Annotated in this window: 15 protein-coding genes and 1 tRNA gene; 2 read left to right on the top strand and 14 right to left on the bottom strand. The window is 70.3% G+C overall.

Features of this window, described 5'->3' with window-relative positions; all coding sequences use genetic code 11:
- Nucleotides 1-9: 9 nt before the first annotated feature.
- The 4 genes from Q7L65_RS13705 to Q7L65_RS13690 form a co-directional block, all read right to left on the bottom strand.
- A complete protein-coding gene (locus tag Q7L65_RS13705) occupies nucleotides 10-1,104 on the bottom strand; it encodes an Lrp/AsnC family transcriptional regulator (protein ID WP_304721950.1) in 1,095 nt (364 codons plus the stop codon).
- Nucleotides 1,101-2,087 carry a porphobilinogen synthase gene (hemB, locus tag Q7L65_RS13700; protein WP_304721949.1) on the bottom strand — a complete coding sequence of 329 codons (987 nt, stop codon included), beginning with the start codon at nucleotides 2,085-2,087 and terminating at the stop codon, nucleotides 1,101-1,103. Before hemB ends, Q7L65_RS13705 begins: the two co-directional genes overlap by 4 nt.
- An 83-nt stretch (nucleotides 2,088-2,170) precedes the next feature.
- Nucleotides 2,171-3,514: an ABC transporter permease gene (locus tag Q7L65_RS13695; protein ID WP_304721947.1), complete on the bottom strand. Its 1,344-nt coding sequence runs from the start codon at nucleotides 3,512-3,514 to the stop codon at nucleotides 2,171-2,173.
- A 3-nt stretch (nucleotides 3,515-3,517) separates the two neighbouring features.
- Nucleotides 3,518-4,264, bottom strand: coding sequence for an ABC transporter ATP-binding protein (locus Q7L65_RS13690; RefSeq protein ID WP_304721945.1), 747 nt, complete (start codon nucleotides 4,262-4,264; stop codon nucleotides 3,518-3,520).
- 39 nt (nucleotides 4,265-4,303) lie between these two features.
- Between Q7L65_RS13690 and Q7L65_RS13685 the strand changes: the two genes are divergently transcribed.
- Nucleotides 4,304-5,092 carry a TIGR00282 family metallophosphoesterase gene (locus Q7L65_RS13685; RefSeq protein ID WP_304721943.1) on the top strand — a complete coding sequence of 263 codons (789 nt, stop codon included), beginning with the start codon at nucleotides 4,304-4,306 and terminating at the stop codon, nucleotides 5,090-5,092.
- On the opposite strand, the gene Q7L65_RS13680 is transcribed toward Q7L65_RS13685, so the two are convergent.
- From Q7L65_RS13680 to Q7L65_RS13665, 4 genes are read right to left on the bottom strand one after another with little or no spacing between them, the layout of a single operon-like run.
- Nucleotides 5,030-6,904: a hypothetical protein gene (locus Q7L65_RS13680; RefSeq protein WP_304721941.1), complete on the bottom strand. Its 1,875-nt coding sequence runs from the start codon at nucleotides 6,902-6,904 to the stop codon at nucleotides 5,030-5,032. The genes Q7L65_RS13685 and Q7L65_RS13680 overlap by 63 nt on opposite strands.
- Complete coding sequence (locus tag Q7L65_RS13675) at nucleotides 6,901-7,347, bottom strand: GtrA family protein (RefSeq protein WP_304721939.1); 447 nt, start codon at nucleotides 7,345-7,347, stop codon at nucleotides 6,901-6,903. Before Q7L65_RS13675 ends, Q7L65_RS13680 begins: the two co-directional genes overlap by 4 nt.
- 58 nt (nucleotides 7,348-7,405) lie before the next feature.
- Nucleotides 7,406-8,884 carry an alkaline phosphatase family protein gene (locus Q7L65_RS13670; protein ID WP_304721938.1) on the bottom strand — a complete coding sequence of 493 codons (1,479 nt, stop codon included), beginning with the start codon at nucleotides 8,882-8,884 and terminating at the stop codon, nucleotides 7,406-7,408.
- Between the two features lie 48 nt (nucleotides 8,885-8,932).
- Entirely contained in the window at nucleotides 8,933-9,523 is a 591-nt protein-coding gene (locus Q7L65_RS13665) for a DUF4126 family protein (RefSeq protein ID WP_304721937.1), read from the bottom strand.
- Between the two features lie 179 nt (nucleotides 9,524-9,702).
- Here Q7L65_RS13665 and Q7L65_RS13660 point away from each other — a divergent pair, with 179 nt between their 5' ends.
- Entirely contained in the window at nucleotides 9,703-10,998 is a 1,296-nt protein-coding gene (locus tag Q7L65_RS13660) for a PLP-dependent aminotransferase family protein (protein ID WP_304721935.1), read from the top strand.
- Nucleotides 10,999-11,075: 77 nt separating this feature from the next.
- Here the strand turns inward: Q7L65_RS13660 and Q7L65_RS13655 are convergent, their stop codons facing one another.
- From Q7L65_RS13655 to Q7L65_RS13630, 6 genes are all read right to left on the bottom strand, one after another.
- Nucleotides 11,076-11,555: a bifunctional nuclease family protein gene (locus Q7L65_RS13655; RefSeq protein ID WP_370552560.1), complete on the bottom strand. Its 480-nt coding sequence runs from the start codon at nucleotides 11,553-11,555 to the stop codon at nucleotides 11,076-11,078.
- A gap of 202 nt (nucleotides 11,556-11,757) precedes the next feature.
- A tRNA-Ile gene (locus Q7L65_RS13650) sits at nucleotides 11,758-11,831 on the bottom strand.
- Between the two features lie 51 nt (nucleotides 11,832-11,882).
- Entirely contained in the window at nucleotides 11,883-12,776 is an 894-nt protein-coding gene (locus Q7L65_RS13645) for a ParB/RepB/Spo0J family partition protein (protein WP_304721933.1), read from the bottom strand.
- A complete protein-coding gene (locus Q7L65_RS13640; protein ID WP_304721932.1) occupies nucleotides 12,769-13,527 on the bottom strand; it encodes a ParA family protein in 759 nt (252 codons plus the stop codon). Before Q7L65_RS13640 ends, Q7L65_RS13645 begins: the two co-directional genes overlap by 8 nt.
- 219 nt (nucleotides 13,528-13,746) lie before the next feature.
- Nucleotides 13,747-14,454, bottom strand: a complete 708-nt coding sequence (gene rsmG, locus Q7L65_RS13635; RefSeq protein WP_304721931.1) for a 16S rRNA (guanine(527)-N(7))-methyltransferase RsmG — start codon at nucleotides 14,452-14,454, stop codon at nucleotides 13,747-13,749.
- A complete protein-coding gene (locus tag Q7L65_RS13630) occupies nucleotides 14,451-14,828 on the bottom strand; it encodes a hypothetical protein (RefSeq protein ID WP_304721930.1) in 378 nt (125 codons plus the stop codon). The genes rsmG and Q7L65_RS13630 overlap by 4 nt, the downstream gene beginning before the upstream one ends.
- Nucleotides 14,829-14,901: the final 73 nt, after the last annotated feature.

Raw genomic sequence — 14,901 nt, 5'->3', positions numbered from 1 at the left:
GCCAGGGTCTCACACGCCGGTGTGCGCGCGCTCCCACGCCTTGAACTCGTCGGTGAAGTAGAGCAGCCGGATCTTCTTGAACTCGGTCGAGGAGTAGAGCGTCGCGCGGTCCTCGATCGCGTGCGTCTCGGCGATCGAGTCGAGGATCGCGTCGCACTCCTCCTTCGAGCGCCCGTGCGCCATCGTGAAGACGGAGTAGGGCCAGTCTCTGTACGTCGGCCGCTGGTAGCAGTGCGAGATCCCGCGCACGGCGGCCATCTGGCGGCCGACCTCGAGGATCTGGTCCTCCGGCACGTTCCAGACGCCCATGCCGTTGGCGGAGAAGCCGGCGCGGCGGTGGTAGAGGATCGCGGCGACGCGGCGCAGCAGCCCGCGCTCCTGCATCCCGGCGAGGTGGTCCAGCAGCCTGTCCTGCGTGATCCCCAGCGCGGCGGCCGCGGGCGCGTACGGCTCCGGCACGACCGGCATGTCGCCCTGCAGCGTGCGGATCACGGCGATGTCGAAGTCGTCGTAGGGCTGCGGGTCCAGCTCGATCGGATCGGCCGCGACGGCGGCGGTCGAGAGCGCTCTCGTGTCGCCCTCCATCTCCAGGTCCATGCGGATCTTGAACAGCTTCAGCGTCGGCAGCTGGCGGACCGACTCGGCGCCGGCCTCCTGTGCGAGCGCGTCGAGCGTGCCCTCCAGGCCGAGCTTCGAGTCGGGCTCGGTCGCGATCGTGAACCAGAGGTTGAACTCGTGGTTGCGCAGGTAGTTGTGCGAGACGCCGGGGTGGGCGTTGATGATTCTCGCGGCGCGGTGCGGGTTGTCGGGATCGACCTTCGCGGCGACGAGCATCGACTGGTAGCCGAGCGCGCGCGTGTCGAAGATCGGCGTCACCTGGCGGATGATGCGCGCGTCGAGCAGGTGCTGGACGCGCTCCAGCACGACCGCCTCGTCGACCTCCGCCAGCTCGGCGACGCGCCGGTACGGGCGCGGTTGCAGCGGGAACTTGCCCTGCATCAGGTTGAGCAGCCGTCTGTCGAGCTCGTCGAGCGGGATCGCCGCCCCGTATCTGCGGCTGCGCAGCTTCGGTGTCGCCTGTCCGGTCGGTGCGGTGTCGCTCATTGCGTCTCCTCGGCCAGCCAGCGGGCGGCGTCCTTGGCGTGGTAAGTGATGACGATGTCGGCACCGGCGCGCCGGATCGCGGTCAGCGTCTCCAGCACGGTCGCGCGCTCGTCGAGGTGGCCTGCGGCCGCCGCCGCCTTCACCATCGCGTACTCGCCGGAGACGTTGTAGGCGACGAGCGGCAGGTTGTGGGCGTCCTTGACGCGCCGGATCACGTCGAGGTAGGCGAGCGCCGGCTTGACCATCAGCATGTCCGCCCCCTCCTCGACGTCGAGCGCCACCTCGCGCAGCGCTTCGTCGCCGTTGGCGGGATCCATCTGGTAGCTGCGACGGTCTCCGAACGCCGGCGTCGAGTCGGCCGCCTCGCGGAAGGGGCCGTAATAGGCGGAGGCGAACTTGGCCGAGTAGGCGAGGATCGGCAGGTCGGAGAAGCCGGCCTCGTCGAGCGCGGCGCGCAGGGCGCCGACGCGGCCGTCCATCATGTCGCTCGGCGCGATCAGGTCGGCGCCGGCGCGGGCGTGCGAGACGGCCGTGCGCGCCAGCAGCTCCAGCGAGGCGTCGTTGTCGACCTGGCCGTCGTCGCGGACGACGCCGCAGTGGCCGTGGCTGGTGTACTCGCACAGGCACAGGTCCGGGATCACGATCAGCTCGGGGTGCGCCTCCTTGATCGCGCGGATCGCGAGCTGGACGACGCCCTCGTCGTCCCACGCGCCGGATCCCTCCGCGTCCTTCTGGTCGGGGATCCCGAACAGCATGATCGCGGGGATCCCGAGCGCCGCGGCCTCGCCGGCCTCGGTGACGGCGTGGTCGATCGAGAGCCGCGCGACGCCGGGCATCGCGTCGATCGGAGCGCGCACGTCGGTGCCGTGCGTGACGAACAGGGGGAGCACGAAGTCGCCGGCGTCGAGCTGCGTCTCGCGCACCAGCCCCCGCAGCGCTCCCGTGCGGCGCAGGCGGCGCAGGCGGGTGAGGGGAAAGGCCATCCGGCCCAGGATAACGCCGTGCCGGTGTCGCTCTGCGGACCGTGTGTGCAACGGCGCGCCCCCGCGCCCGTCGCGCTGGTCCGTCAGCCGAACCGGCGCAGCGCCAGCCGCGCGATCGCGACGTAGGCGAGCGCCAGCGCCGCCAGGTGCGCGAGCGGGCCGGCGAAGCTCGACGGAGCGTCGTTGACGGCGACGTCGAGCGCCTGCAGCGTCGCCTTGAACGGGAAGATCGCGCAGACGACGCGGATCGCGTCGTAGGCCCAGCCGGAGACCGAGCCGCTCGGTACGAGCGCGAGGAAGGCGATCGGCAGCGACAGCAGGAAGGCGAGCAGCGAGGCGGCGCGGACCTCGCGCGCGAGCCCGCCGATCGCGACGCCGAGCGCCCCGAACGCGAGCCCGCCGACAGCCAGCGCCGCGACCCACAGCGGCAGTCGCCCGAAGTCCAGCTCGACCCAGAAGAGCCCCAGCGCGACCAGCAGCGCGAGCGTCACCAACAGCCCGCACAGCGCCGCCAGCACGGTCTTCTCCAGCAGCAGCCCGACGCGCGAGACGAGCCCGCGCACGAGCCGCGCGAAGGCGTGCTCCTCGCGCTCCAGCGCCAGCAGCCCGGATGCCAGCAGCACCGTCAGGAACATCAGCGAGACCGCGACGGCGACAGCGATCGCGTATTGGTCCAGCGGCGTGCGTCTGCCGCCGATCAGCGTCTGTCTGACCGCGATCGGCTCGCCGACGGAGCGCAGCACTCTCGTCGAGACGCCGAGGTTCTCGATCGCCAGGCGCGCGAACGTGTCGACCTGCGCCAGCGAGGCGCGCTCCGGCGATCTCGCCGGCAGCGTCGCCATCACCGCCTCGATGATCTGCTGCGACGCTCTCAGCCCGAGGATCGGCACGTCGCGACCGAGGATTCTGAGCGTGCCGCCGTCGCGCAGCAACTCGATGTAGTCGATCGTGATCTGCTGGTAGCGCTTCGTCAGCGCCGCGTTCGCGTCGGCGACGCGCGCTCTGATGATCGACTCGACGTACTGCTGCTTGACCGGGTCCTCGCCGTTGTAGGCGACTTCGATCCTCGGCTGCGAACGACCGCTGGCGAGCTGCTCGGCGATGTCCGGCGGCAGGATCACGGCAGCCAGGACTCTGCCGTCCCTGACCAACTGCAGCGCCTGCTCGCGCGTTCTCGTCTGGATCACGTCGACCGATCTCGTCAGCGCCGGCAGGTACTCGTCGGCGTTGACGGAGGAGCCGCCGACGTCGAACGTGCGCTGCTCTCTCGGGACCTGGTTGAAGAGCGCTATCGACGGATTGCCGGGACCTCTGGAGAGCGCGCTGCCTATCAGCAGGGCGATCAGGATCGGGTAGACGATCAGCAGCGCCACCAGCAGCGGCGAGCGGCGCAGGATCTGCAGGTCCTTCAGCAGCAGCCAGCGCATCGGTCAGTGCCCACGCTCGTGCAGGAAGCGCACGAAGGCGGCCTCGAAGTCGCGCGGGCCGGCCGCAGCGGCGCCGTCACCGGCGCCCTCGACGGTCGCCTCCAGCTCGCGCGGCGTGCCGCCGAACAGCAGCTCGCCGTCCGCCAGCACGAGCACGCGGTCGGCGTAGCGCTCGGCCTCCTGCACGTTGTGGGTCGAGTAGACGACGGTCGTGCCGGCGGCCGCGAGCCGCGCGATGAACTCCCACAGCCGCTCGCGCTGGCGCGGATCCAACGACGACGACGGCTCGTCGAGCAGCAGCACCGGCGGCGCCGACAGCAGCCCGACGGCGATGTTGACGCGCTGCTGGTTGCCGCCCGAGAGGCGACCGACCTCGTCGTCGGCGCGGTCGGCGAGGTCGGTCTGCGCGAGCATCGCGGCGACCGCGGCGGCGGGGTCTGGGACCTTCTCCAGCCGTGCGAACAGGCGCAGGTTCTCGGCAACCGACAGCTTCGAGTAGACGGCCGGCTGCTGCGGCACCCAGCCGATCTCGCGCGGGGCGCGCGAGACGCTGCCGCCGTCTGGCCGCTGGATCCCGGCGAGGATCGACAGCATCGTCGTCTTGCCGGCGCCGTTGGGACCGATCAGTGCGACCAGCTCGCCAGCGGCCGCGTCGAAGCTGACACCGCGCAGCGCGACGCGCTCGCCGTACCGCTTCGTCAGATCCACCACTTTCAAAGCGGTTTCGGCAGAGGCGGCGGCGATCGGCATCGGCCGAAGGCTAACCCTCGCATCCGCTATACACGCCGAATGAACATCCTCTTCGTCGGCGACGTCGTCGGCAGCGCCGGCCGCCGGCTGCTGCTGCGCCTCCTGCCAGAGCTGCGCGAGCGCCACGATGCGACCTTCGTCGTCGTCAACGGCGAGAACGTCGCCGGGGGCACCGGCATCACCCCGAAGATCGCCGACGAGTTCTTCGCGCACGGCGTCGACGTGATCACGCTCGGCAACCACACCTATCGCCAGCGCGCGATCTACCCGTACCTCGACGCGCAGGAGCGGATCCTGCGCCCCGCCAACTTCCTCAAGAGCCAGCCGGGCCACGGCCACTGCGTCGTCGAGCGCGCAGGAGTGCGGCTCGGCGTCCTGAACCTGTCGGGCAACCTCTTCCTGAAGGCCGGGCGGCCGGCCTTCTCGGAGGCCGACGCGGCGCTGCACGCGCTGCGCGGCAAGGTCGACCACGTGCTGGTCGACATGCACGCCGAGGCGACGAGCGAGAAGGTCGCGATGGGCTGGCACCTCGACGGCCGCGTGACCGCCGTCGTCGGCACCCACACGCACGTGCCGACCGCCGACGCGCGCGTGCTGCCCGGCGGGACCGCCTACATCACCGACGTCGGCATGACCGGCGCCCGCGGCGGCGTGATCGGCGTCAAGAAGGAGCTGGCGATCGAGTCGCTCGTGACGCAGATGCCGATCCGCTTCGAGCCCTCGGAGGAGGACCCGTGGCTGATGGGCGTCGTCGTCAGCGCGACCTCACCCCTGCGCGCCGACGGGATCGAGCAGCTGCTCGTGCCCGCCCCCGTCGGCTTCGGCTGAGCCCGTGCCGGTGGCGCCGGCGACCGGCGGCGGCGCGACTGCCGTCGGATCACCGTAGCGCCCCAGCAGGCCGACCAGCACGAGCGGGAAGAACCACGCGATGTAGAGGTAGAACCAGTAGGTCAGGCTCAGCTGCAGCGCGATCAGCACGACCGCGCCGAAGGCCGCCGTCTGCACGAGCGTCCGCCGGCGCGGCACGAACGCGAGCGAGAGCGCGAACAGCACGGCCGCGATCTGGACGGCCATCTGCAGCGTGTCGAGCCCGCCCCACAGGCCCCATATCGAGAATGGCGAGCCGCGGTCGTTCTGGAACGCGAAGGTGTGGTCGAAGAAGGTCGACCAGTTGCCCTCGAGGATCACCGGCAGCATCGCCAGCACCGCGACGACGAGGAAGCCGAGCACGTAGACGACGAACGCTCGCGGGCCGCGGCGCGGCGCGGTCGCGCCCCTGGGGATCGCGTCGATCGGCGTGCGCGCGAACAGCGGCGCGAGCGCCAGGGGGGCGAACTTCGTCAGGCCCGCGAGCGCGGTGAACGCTCCCCGCGCGGCGGGCCGCGACGCGACCAGCAGCGCGCAGACGATCAGCAGCGCGACGAGCGAATCGTTGCCGTTCGTGTTGGAGACGTAGAGCGTGAACGGGAACGCCGCCCACATGTAGGCGAAGACGATCCCCAGCGACGGCCCGCGGATCCGCCGCCCGAGCATGAACAGCGCGACCATCGTCAAGAGGTCGAAGACGACCGCGGCGGCGTGCGCGGCCGGCAGGTCGTCCCAGCTGCCGCTCCAGCCGAGCAACCGTTCGAACGGGACGTAGGCGACGTAGTTGACGGGGCCGTAGGTGTCGCCGTGGGCGTTGTCGGTCGGCCAACCGCCGTACAACGGCTGGCCGTCGAGCAGCTTTCTCGCGCCGATCACGCCGGAATAGCCGACGTCGATCACGTTCGAGTTCGTCACGTTCAATCCGACGCGGAAGCCGACGAGGAAGATCAGCGCGATCGCCAGCCACGAGACCGGCACCAGCAGCCGCAGTGGCTCCGGGCGCCCGCCACGGCGCGCCACCAGCAGCATCCGCACGAGCAGGTAGATCAGCGGCGGATAGATCAGCGGCGTCGAGAGCCCGATCCGCGCGTGGTTGAAGAACGCGAGCGAGACCGAGAACGACAGCAGCACGAGCAGGTCGAGGTGCAGCCACGACGGCCGGCGGCGCCACGGCAGGAACGGCAGCAAGAACAGCACGCAGAGCGGGATCCAGACGTACCAAGCGTTGACGCGACGGCCGAACGCGCCGTCGTAGCCGCGCGCCATCGTCCACGGGACCTGGTAGCCGGTCCACGCCTCGCGGACGGCGCCAGTGAGGTCGTCGATCGTCACCTGACCGATCTCCGCGCGGTCTCTGGAGAAGTAGCTGACCTGCCACTGCGCGGTGCCCTTCGTGTACGCCGTCGGGTACGCGCCGGGATGCTCGCGCACGACCCGTCTGATCTTCGGCAGCGCGTCTGCGGTCGCGATCACCTGTCTCGACGTGAGGCGATGGCCCGGCGGCGGGATCGACGGACTCGGTGGCGTCGCGAGCGCGTTGGGGTCGACGGCCGTCGCGGTCGAGATCGTGCCGGGCGCGGCGGGCTGCTGCGCGCTGCCGATCGCCGACGGCGGGCCGAGCGACGGCGTGGTCGCGACGTCCGGCGCGGAGTAGGCGGGCGCCGTGGCGGCGCCGGGGGCGGTCCGCGCCGAGGCGATCGCGGACAGCAGCAGCGCCGACGCGAGACTCGCGAGCAGCACGACCGCGGCGATGCGCGCCGCGGCCCGCCTCATCTGCGGAAGCTCCAGAGCTTCTGACCGACGAAGTTCAGCGGCGTGGCGAGCACGATCGCGATCGCCTGCGCCAGCACCTTCGGCAGGTCGGCGCCCTCGACGAGCGCGACGAGGATCGCGTAGCTGAACGCGAACGCGACCAGGCTGACGACGAAGAAGCGCATCGCCTGGAAGCCGGCGTGACCGCCCCTGCCGTCGAACGTCCAGTGGCGGTTCCACCAGAAGTTGTTCAGGACCGACACCAGGAACGCCAGCACCGAGGCGATCCGGTAGCTGACCGCGAGCGGGTGGACGGCGATCGTGAAGACGACGAGGTTGACGACGTAGCCGCTCGCGCCGACGAGCCCGAACCGCATCAACTGGAACCAGTTCGGCGGGTGGCGAAGGCCGTGCCGTACGCGGCGATGCAGTGGTAGCGAGACGGCGGTCTGGTCCTCCTTCATGCCGCACAGCGTACCCCGCCGCAGCCTCGCATTTCGCGCAGAGCGATCGCGTGCCTGCTCAGGAGCGCGGCGGTGCGGCGACGCCGAAGTGGTCGGTGACGATCGGCAGCACGTCGCGCAGCGTCCACTGCTCGTGCGCGTGACGCGTCTGCGGACCCGTCCCGCACCACAGCAGCGCGCCGAGCGAGTCGTTGCGGTGCAGCGAGCCGTGGCTGCCGCCACCCGGGTGCCACGCCCCGCCCCAGTCGACGAACTCGTACGCCGGCGCGGCCGACAGCAGCACGTCGCCCGCGGTCGCGCAGTTCAGCGCCGACCAGACGCGACCGAGCGCGTCCGGGTAGTCCGGTGCCAGCAGCCTGCCGTTCTCGACGCGGGCCGAGATCGCCGCAAGGTCGCCGTCGACGCTCCATCTGCGCCCGCGCGCGTCGACGAGGTCGCCGCCGGGTGCGAAGTGCAGTTCGCCGCGCTCGCTCGCGATCACGCCCTCGCGCGGCGCGGCGAGCCGCATCGCGAGGTCGACGCCGGGCACCGCGAGCGCGACGCGGGCGGCGTCGGCGGCCAACCGCGCGCGGTTCTCGTCCGCCAGCACGTAGATCATCGCCGACCGCTGCGCCGGGCTTATCGCGATGTCGCCGGCGGTCGCGCCCGCGCCGTCGGGTCTCGCGATCGACCAGTCGGCGAACGCCGGCTGCAGCTGGATCCGCTCCTCCACCTGCGTGTGCGAGTGATCGGCCATGACGATCATCGCATGCTCATCCAGAAAGCGGTCTATTCCGCCGCCGGCGTGCATCAGGCGCTCCAGCTGACGGTCGGCGGCAGCGATCGAGGTGACCTGGGCGTGCGGGCCGTTGCGGTGCGAGAAGGTGTCGTTGTCAGGCAGCGAGAAGAGCATGAAGTCGTAGAGGTCGTGCTCCTCCAGGTAGGAGCCGACGCAGCCGGTGTGCGCGTCGCGCCCGCCCGGCATGCCGAACTGCCCGCGGCAGCCGGTCCGGCGGCTCGCGAAGAGATCGGCGTAGAACAGCTCGCGCGGTCCCTTGACCGGCTCTCTGAAGACGGTCGCGTTGGCAATCCGCGCCAACGGCGTGTCGGTTGTGACGTGGTGCTCGTGGCGCCCCCGGTACATCAGGTACGTCGTGCCGGCCGTGCGCACGCCGGCGTCGTCGAGCAGCTCGAAGCACGTCGGCGTCTCGCGCGACAGATGGACCGCGTTCATGTTGTAGACCGTGTCCGTCAGCGAGCGCAGCACGCCGAACTTGCGCGAGGCGGAGAAGCTCGAGCCGTACTCGACGTAGCGCTGCTCCTCGCGCGAGAACCAGTTCATGCTCGGGATCCGGTGCCTGTCGGGCCCGGTCCCTGTCGCGATCGACGCGGCGCAGACGGGCGTCACCGACGGGAACGCCGCGCAGCAGTCGTCGACGTAGGCGCCGCGCTCCTGGATCGCCTTCAGCGCCGGCGCCTGGCCGAGCGCGATCGCGCGCTCCAGCATCGACGGCTTCATCCCGTCGATCACGGTCAGGACGAGCTTCTTGGCCGCCATCAGCGTGCAGTGGTCGGGCGCGCGGGCACGGTCAGCTCGCTGACGCGCTCACCGCAGCACGCGCAGGCCCGCGTACTTCTGGCCCTCGCGTCTGCGCTGGCCGAGCAGCAGCCAGCCGAGGAAGACGAGCGCGACGAGCGACAGCGGCGGCAGCAGCACGGAGAGGCCGGCGACGACGACGCCCGCCGCCTCGGCGTAGACCGGCAGCGCGACCGCCGCGTCTCTGTCGAGCCGGGCGCGCGTGCGTCTGAAGAAGATCCGCGCCGTCGCGGCGGCGAGCGCCGCGCACGCGAGGCCGGCGACGATCCCCGGCCACCAGGCGTAGTTGTCATCCGCCAGCGCGCCGGCGAAGAAGAGCGCGCCGAGGCCCAGCGCGATGCCGCCGACGGCGGCTCCGAGCGGCCCGGCCTCGACTCTGTCCGCGCCCATCCGGCGCTCCGCGACGATCAGCACGACGACCCCGATCAGCAGCGCGAGCAGGAAGATCGGCGATTCGAGAAACGACAGGTCGGTGTGCTCGAAGTCGATCCCGATGTCGCCGCGCGCGAGCGCGCCGACGAGCAGTGCGGGCAGAAAGGGACGCAGGCCGACGCCGAGCGCGAGGCCGATCCCGAGGCAGATGGCGAGGAAGAGAGTCATCCGGTCCGGTAGCTTGAAGGGGGCATGACGATAGTCGACGGGCCGAGGGGAATGGTCCGTTGCGGCGAAGTCCACACGGAGACCACCCAAGGCCCGACATGACGCGCAGAGAACCACCACGCTCCACTGCCCGCGATCTCGAACGATACGCGGCTCTGTTCGCCTCGCGCACGCAGGTGATGAAGACCTCCGCGATGCGCGACCTGATGGCGCTCACGCAGCAGGCCGAGGTGATCTCGCTCGCAGGCGGTCTGCCGGACACGTCGACCTTCCCGCCGGAGACGTACGCGGGCGTGATGGCGACGGTCGCGCACGATGCGTGCGCCCAGGCGCTGCAGTACGGGCCGACCGAGGGCATCGCGGCCGTCGACGCGTGCATCCAGGACGTGATGGCGGCCGAGGGCATGAACGTCGCGACCGACGAGCTGCTCGTCACGACGGGCGGCCAGCAGGTGATCGACCTCGTCTGCAAGACGCTGATCGACCCGGGCGACGTGATCGTCGCGGAGGCGCCGACGTATCCGGGCGCCGTGCCGACCTTCGCCTCCTACCAGGCCGACGTCGTGCAGATCTCGATGGACTCCGACGGGATGCGGATCGACGAGCTCGAGGAGACGCTGGACCGGCTTGAGCGCGACGGCCGGCGGCTGAAGTTCATCTACACGATCCCGACGTTCCAGAACCCGGGCGGCGTGACGATGTCGCTGCCGCGGCGCGAGCGGCTCGTGCGGATCGCGCATGAGCGCGAGCTGCTGGTGCTGGAGGACAACCCGTACGGCATGCTGCGCTACGAAGGCGAGGCGCTGCCGCCGCTGTACGCGCTCGACGGCGGCGAGTTCGTGATCTACCTCGGCACCTTCTCGAAGATCCTCTCGCCCGGGATCCGCCTCGGCTGGGCCGCGGCGCCGCAGCCCGTGCTGCAGAAGATGAACATCGGCAAGGCGGCCGCGGACCTCTGCTCGTCCTCGATGACGCAGCTGTTCGTCGCGAACTACTTCGCCGCGGTCGACTGGAAGAGATATGTGATGTCGCTGCGCGACGTCTACCGCCAGCGCCGCGACGTGATGTTCGAGGCGCTCACCGAGCATTTCCCGCGCGAGGCGCAGTGGACGCGGCCCGAGGGCGGCATGTTCATCTGGGCGACGCTGCCGGACTACATCGACACGACCGACCTGCTGGCGCGCGCGCTGCGCGAGAACGTCGCGTTCGTGCCGGGCCGCGCTGCCTACCTCGACGGCCGCGGCGGCTCGTCGATGCGACTGAACTTCTCCGGTGTCACGGAGTCGCAGATCCGCGAGGGGATCCGCCGCATCGGCGCTGTGATCGCCGAGCAGGTCGCCCTCTACGGCACGCTCACGGGCGCCGAGGCGGTTGCGCCACAGCCTCAGAGCGCTGCGACGGACGAGCGGCTCGCGCGCGTCGTCGAACTGCCGCGGCGTCAGCCGCAGCAGGACCGCGTCGAGCGCGACGGCTGAGCGGTGCTCCACCGACCGCGAGTTCCCCCGGCGCGGGCGCTGTTAACGGCCCGCCGTGGAGCTCGCACTCCGAAGGGCTAGCTTTCGCCGGCGAAGTCCTCGGGCGTGACGCTGTCGAGGAAGTCCTTGAACTTCTCGACGACCTCTTCGGTGTCCTCAACCTCGTGCTCGAACTCGATCGCGGACTCCGCGATCACCTCTTCGGCAGCGAAGATCGGGGCACCGGCACGCACGGCGAGCGCGAGCGCGTCGCTGGGGCGCGAGTCGATCTCCAGCTCGCGACCGCCGATGCTGAGCGTGATCGACGCGTAGAACGTGTTCTCCCTCAGCTCCGTGACCGAGACGCGGGCGCAGTTGACCTCCAGCTCGGACAACATGTCGGAGAGCAGATCGTGCGTCATCGGTCGCGGGGTCGTCGCGCCCTGCAGCTTCATCAGGATCGCGGCGGCTTCGGGGTGACCGATCCAGATCGGCAGGAACTTGTTGCTGTCGACGGTCTTCAGCAACACGATCGGCTGCTTGCCGACCATGTCGAAGCTGACGCCGTAGATGACCATCTCCTGCACTTCCATGCTCCTAAGGCCTGGGGTAGGGACCAAGTATAGGCAGCGGCTCCGCAGCTTCGAAGCGCGCTTTCTGCGGGCGCTCGGCGGTCAGCGAAAAGGCCGCTCCTGCAGGGACTTTGCGCGTCGGCGCGGTTCGTGCAAGCGCGCACGAACCGGAAACGAACGAGGCCCGCGGTGGCGGGCCTCGGTGCAGTGGGCGATCCTGGATTCGAACCAGGGACCTCTTCCTTATCAGAGAAGCGCTCTAACCGACTGAGCTAATCGCCCCGACTGGAAGCGCGATTCTAGCGGTCCGGCCGCCTCTTGTGCGTCCTCGTCTCACGCGACCGCGCGAACGCCCAGGCGACGGGCCAACGCGAGTGCATCGTCGAGCGTCTCGAACGACAGTTGGACGCGATATCCGCTCCCCGCGGGCGCGACGTCGACGTCCGCGCCGACGGCGCTGGAGAAGACGTCGGCGAGTTGCGCGACCGCCTCCTGCTGATCCGGATGCACGCGCGGCGCAGTCCGGCGCGGCGGGCGGGAAGCGTCGGCGCCGGCATCCGCATCAGCGGCACCGCGGGCGCGACGCTCCAACTCCCGGACGGACCATCCGAGCGCGGCCGCGTCGCGGCCGAGCCGTCGCCGATCGCCGTGGTCGGGCGCGAGCAGCAGGGCGCGGCCGTGTCCCTCGCTCAGCTCGCCCCGTTCCAGCAGCACGAGCGCGTCGTCGGGCAGGTCGAGCAGACGGATCAGATTGGAGACGGCGACCCGGCTGCGGCCGACACGACGGCCGACATCCTCGCGCGTGAGACTCAGTTCCTCGACGAGGGCGGCACATGCACGCGCCTCCTCGACGGGGTTGAGATCCTCGCGCGCCATGTTCTCGATCACGGCCAGCTCGAGCGAGGCCGCATCGTCGTGGTGGCGGACGATCGCGGGGATCTGCGCGATCCCAGCGATTCTGGCGGCGCGCCAGCGGCGCTCGCCGGCGATCAGCTCGTAACTGCCGTCGGGGAGCGGCCGCACCAGCACCGGCTGCAGCACGCCGCGGGCGCTGAGCGACTGCGCCAGCGCGACGAGCGCCTCCTCCTCGAAATGGCGCCGGGGCTGGTGCGGATTCGGCGCGATCAGGTCGATCGGAACGGTGCGCAGTTCCTCGGCTTCGTCTCTCGGTGCGGCCGAGAGGATCGCCGACAGGCCACGGCCCATCCCACGGGGCTTCTCAGCCACGGGCGGCCACCTCCTTTGCGAGCTCGAAGTAGGCGTCGGAGCCGGCGCAGTGGGGATCGTGGTGAATCACCGGACGCCCGAAGCTGGGTGCCTCGCCGACGCGGATGTTGCGTGGGATGACGGTGTCGAAGACCAGCGTCGGGAAGTGCTCGCGGACCTCGCGTTCGACGTCTTGCGCCAGGCGCGTGCGGCCGTCGTGCATCGTCAGCAGCATGCCGGCGATCGTCAATCTCGGGTTCAGCTCGCGCTGGATCAGGCCGAGCGTGTCGAGCAGGCCCGCGAGGCCCTCGAGCGCGAAGTACTCGGCCTGGACCGGAACGATCACGCGATCGGAGGCGACGAGGGCGTTGACGGTCAGCGGACCCAGCGACGGCGGGCAGTCGAGGATCGTGAAGGCGTATCTCTCGCGCACGCCCACGAGCGCCTCGCGCAGGCGGTTCTCGGATGCCTCGATGCGCGGCAACTCGACCGACGCGCCCGCGAGATCGGGGCTGGCGGGGACGAGCGAGAGGTGTTCGATGCCCGTCTCGCGAATCGCCTCCTCCATCGTCGCCTCACCGGAGAGGACGTCGTAGACGCTCGGCGCTGAATCCTTTGGGATCCCGAGTCCGACCGTCGCGTTGGCCTGCGCGTCCATGTCGATCAGCAGCGCGTCGTAGCCTGCCTCCGCCACGCACGCGGCGAGGTTGACGGCGGTCGTGGTCTTGCCGACGCCGCCCTTCTGGTTTGCGATCGCGTAGACGGTTGCCATCAGGTGTTCCTTCGTGGGGTCAGACTGGGGTGCCGGCCGGAAACCGCCGGTTGCAGCCACATTTCGCTCTGGCCGGGGTGGGAGCGCGCACTGCGAGGCTCCCAACGCGACGGACCTTAGCGCCGCCGACGGTCGGACGAGCGCCCGAAACCCGCGCAGAACGGCTTTTCAGGCGTGGGATCGACGCCCAGCACATCTCCTCTCGGACGGAGAGCACCGTCAGAGCGGGCGTTTGCGAGCCATGCCCGGCCGCCGCGGGAACCGCTCCGGCGTGGGAGCGATCTTGCGCAGCACGTGCAGGTGCCGATGATCAGCGCCGTCGTACGGGAAGACAGCGAGGACCGTCTCCAGCTGCAGGCCGAGCTGCTCGGCCGCGCCAGCGGCGACGCGCTCCTCCTCTGCGTCACGGCGTCCCTTCCACGCTACGAGCGCTCCGCCTTCTCTCAGCAACGGCGCCGCGTACTCAGCGAGGACGCCGAGCGGGGCGAGCGCGCGCGCCGTGATCACATCGTGACGGTCGATCCCGGCAGGCCAGTCCTCAGCGCGCTCGGCGACGACCTCGACGTTTTCGATGCCGGCTGATGCCGCCGCCGCCGAGATGAACACGCATTTGCGCGCGATGCTCTCGACCAGCGTGACGTGGGCGTTCGGCAACGCCGCGGCGAGGGCGAGCCCTGGGAATCCGGCGCCTGCGCCGAGGTCGGCGATCGCGCGCGCCTCGCGAACGACCTCGAGCTCCAGGCCAGCCAGCGAATCCGCGATGTGGACACCGGCAGCGTCGTGTGGCTCGCGCACGGTCGTCGGCGCGTGCTCGTCGTCGGCGAGCGCTTCCAGCAGCGCTGCGAGCTGATCGCCCGCACCATCGACCAATCCGTATCTCGCAACCAGACCGGCCATCCGTTTCGCGACCGCGTTGGGCATGGTCATGAGACGACCCCGCGCGAGCGAATCCGCGCAATGTAGTCGGCGTACTTGCTCGTCATCGCGATATAGCGCTCCGCGGCGTGACCGTCGAGGTCCGCCACGAGCGAATCGTCCAACACCGGCAAGACGTCCTCGACGAGCGCCGGCCCTCGCGCCATCCACTGGTAGTAGGAACGGTCACCGTGGTGATAGGGCCCGTACAGCCTCGTTCGCGGGAACAGCCGGACGAGTTGGTGGAAGAGCGCTTCGTGACGCGTGTGCATCCGCACGGTGATCTGCGGCTGCTTGCCATCCCCGCCGAAGGATCCTTCGCCGATCAGGATGCCGACGAGGAAGCCACGCTCGAAAGGAGTCAACGGAGGAGATTCGCCAGGCATCAGAGAGAATCTGTTTCACCGTCATGAAAAACGTGAAACACATCGCGAGCAAACGGCAGTGCCGTAAGCATGC

The organism is Conexibacter sp. CPCC 206217, assembly GCF_030646165.1.
Classification (GTDB): Bacteria; Actinomycetota; Thermoleophilia; order Solirubrobacterales; family Solirubrobacteraceae; genus Conexibacter.
This window is presented reverse-complemented; position numbering and strand designations above follow the sequence as displayed.

Coding starts and splice junctions, on each gene's coding strand:
- Q7L65_RS13705 (WP_304721950.1), bottom strand. CDS start 1,104: ATGAGCGACACCGCACCGACCGGACAGGCGACACCGAAGCTGCGCAGC.
- hemB (WP_304721949.1), bottom strand. CDS start 2,087: ATGGCCTTTCCCCTCACCCGCCTGCGCCGCCTGCGCCGCACGGGAGCG.
- Q7L65_RS13695 (WP_304721947.1), bottom strand. CDS start 3,514: ATGCGCTGGCTGCTGCTGAAGGACCTGCAGATCCTGCGCCGCTCGCCG.
- Q7L65_RS13690 (WP_304721945.1), bottom strand. CDS start 4,264: ATGCCGATCGCCGCCGCCTCTGCCGAAACCGCTTTGAAAGTGGTGGAT.
- Q7L65_RS13685 (WP_304721943.1), top strand. CDS start 4,304: ATGAACATCCTCTTCGTCGGCGACGTCGTCGGCAGCGCCGGCCGCCGG.
- Q7L65_RS13680 (WP_304721941.1), bottom strand. CDS start 6,904: ATGAGGCGGGCCGCGGCGCGCATCGCCGCGGTCGTGCTGCTCGCGAGT.
- Q7L65_RS13675 (WP_304721939.1), bottom strand. CDS start 7,347: ATGAAGGAGGACCAGACCGCCGTCTCGCTACCACTGCATCGCCGCGTA.
- Q7L65_RS13670 (WP_304721938.1), bottom strand. CDS start 8,884: ATGGCGGCCAAGAAGCTCGTCCTGACCGTGATCGACGGGATGAAGCCG.
- Q7L65_RS13665 (WP_304721937.1), bottom strand. CDS start 9,523: ATGACTCTCTTCCTCGCCATCTGCCTCGGGATCGGCCTCGCGCTCGGC.
- Q7L65_RS13660 (WP_304721935.1), top strand. CDS start 9,703: ATGAAGACCTCCGCGATGCGCGACCTGATGGCGCTCACGCAGCAGGCC.
- Q7L65_RS13655 (WP_370552560.1), bottom strand. CDS start 11,555: ATGGTCATCTACGGCGTCAGCTTCGACATGGTCGGCAAGCAGCCGATC.
- Q7L65_RS13640 (WP_304721932.1), bottom strand. CDS start 13,527: ATGGCAACCGTCTACGCGATCGCAAACCAGAAGGGCGGCGTCGGCAAG.
- rsmG (WP_304721931.1), bottom strand. CDS start 14,454: ATGACCATGCCCAACGCGGTCGCGAAACGGATGGCCGGTCTGGTTGCG.
- Q7L65_RS13630 (WP_304721930.1), bottom strand. CDS start 14,828: ATGCCTGGCGAATCTCCTCCGTTGACTCCTTTCGAGCGTGGCTTCCTC.